Source organism: Oleiphilus sp. HI0061 (genome assembly GCF_001635675.1).
The window spans coordinates 1-740 of the sequence record NZ_LWFE01000668.1 but is presented as its reverse complement, the minus strand read 5'-3'; the positions used below and the strand labels follow the sequence as shown (position 1 = coordinate 740).

General features: G+C 42.2%; 2 protein-coding genes. One reads left to right on the top strand and one right to left on the bottom strand.

All coding sequences use genetic code 11. The features are described from left to right. Nucleotides 1-370, top strand: a 370-nt coding sequence (locus A3735_RS30595; RefSeq protein ID WP_197485770.1) for a hypothetical protein, incomplete at its 5' end; no start/stop codon positions are given. Nucleotides 371-406: 36 nt separating this feature from the next. Here A3735_RS30595 and A3735_RS08450 read toward each other — a convergent pair. After that, nucleotides 407-631, bottom strand: coding sequence for a hypothetical protein (locus A3735_RS08450; RefSeq protein WP_068510894.1), 225 nt, complete (start codon nt 629-631; stop codon nt 407-409). Nucleotides 632-740: the final 109 nt, after the last annotated feature.

Sequence of the window (740 nt, the reverse complement as noted above, 5' to 3'; positions counted from 1 at the left end):
TAATGCAGAAATTCGCGTCTATGTATCGAAGTTCAGTACTGCCATCTACAAAGCTTTAGAAGATGATAGAGAAACAGAAATACCTCAGGGCGACGACAACCCCAACCCGACACGCGAGCAACTCATCTACAATCCAACGAGCTGTGAAAGTTACAATGTTTCGAAAGACCTTTTTGAGCTGCAAAGTGAAGAAGATCAGGAAAATAACGTCGCTGTCCCCGCGAACAGTTATGAAGACCCTGGCTATGAGTATATTGCCCAGACAGATGAAGATGGAGAGCCACTCTTAGACGAGGATGACAACGTCATTTACACATCGCCCACACCGCTGTTTATCTTTCAGGGAACGGCTATTCGTGAGCAAAAGTAATTGTTTTTGTGAATCAGGGTAAGTTTTACACTTACCCTAAATCACCTTCGCTTTCAGCTTAGAGATTCTTGCGGGTCGATGCTGATCAATCATTGAAATAAGTTGCATATTTCGCTCAATAGAATCTCTCAATTGCTTAACTAAACCCAGGTCAGGAAACGCACCCTCATTAGCTGCTACAATCTTTTTCTTCGTTTCTATTATTTCCCGCTCTAAACGCTGTCGCTGATTATCAAGCGTGGTCAAACGCAATGTTCTCATAGTCTGAGCCTCTATATTCCTGAAAGAACTATCAGTATAGGCAGCTAAGGTTTAAGCAATATGAAGGACTTAACATTATCGGGTAAGCTTGCGTAATCGTTTGTTTCAA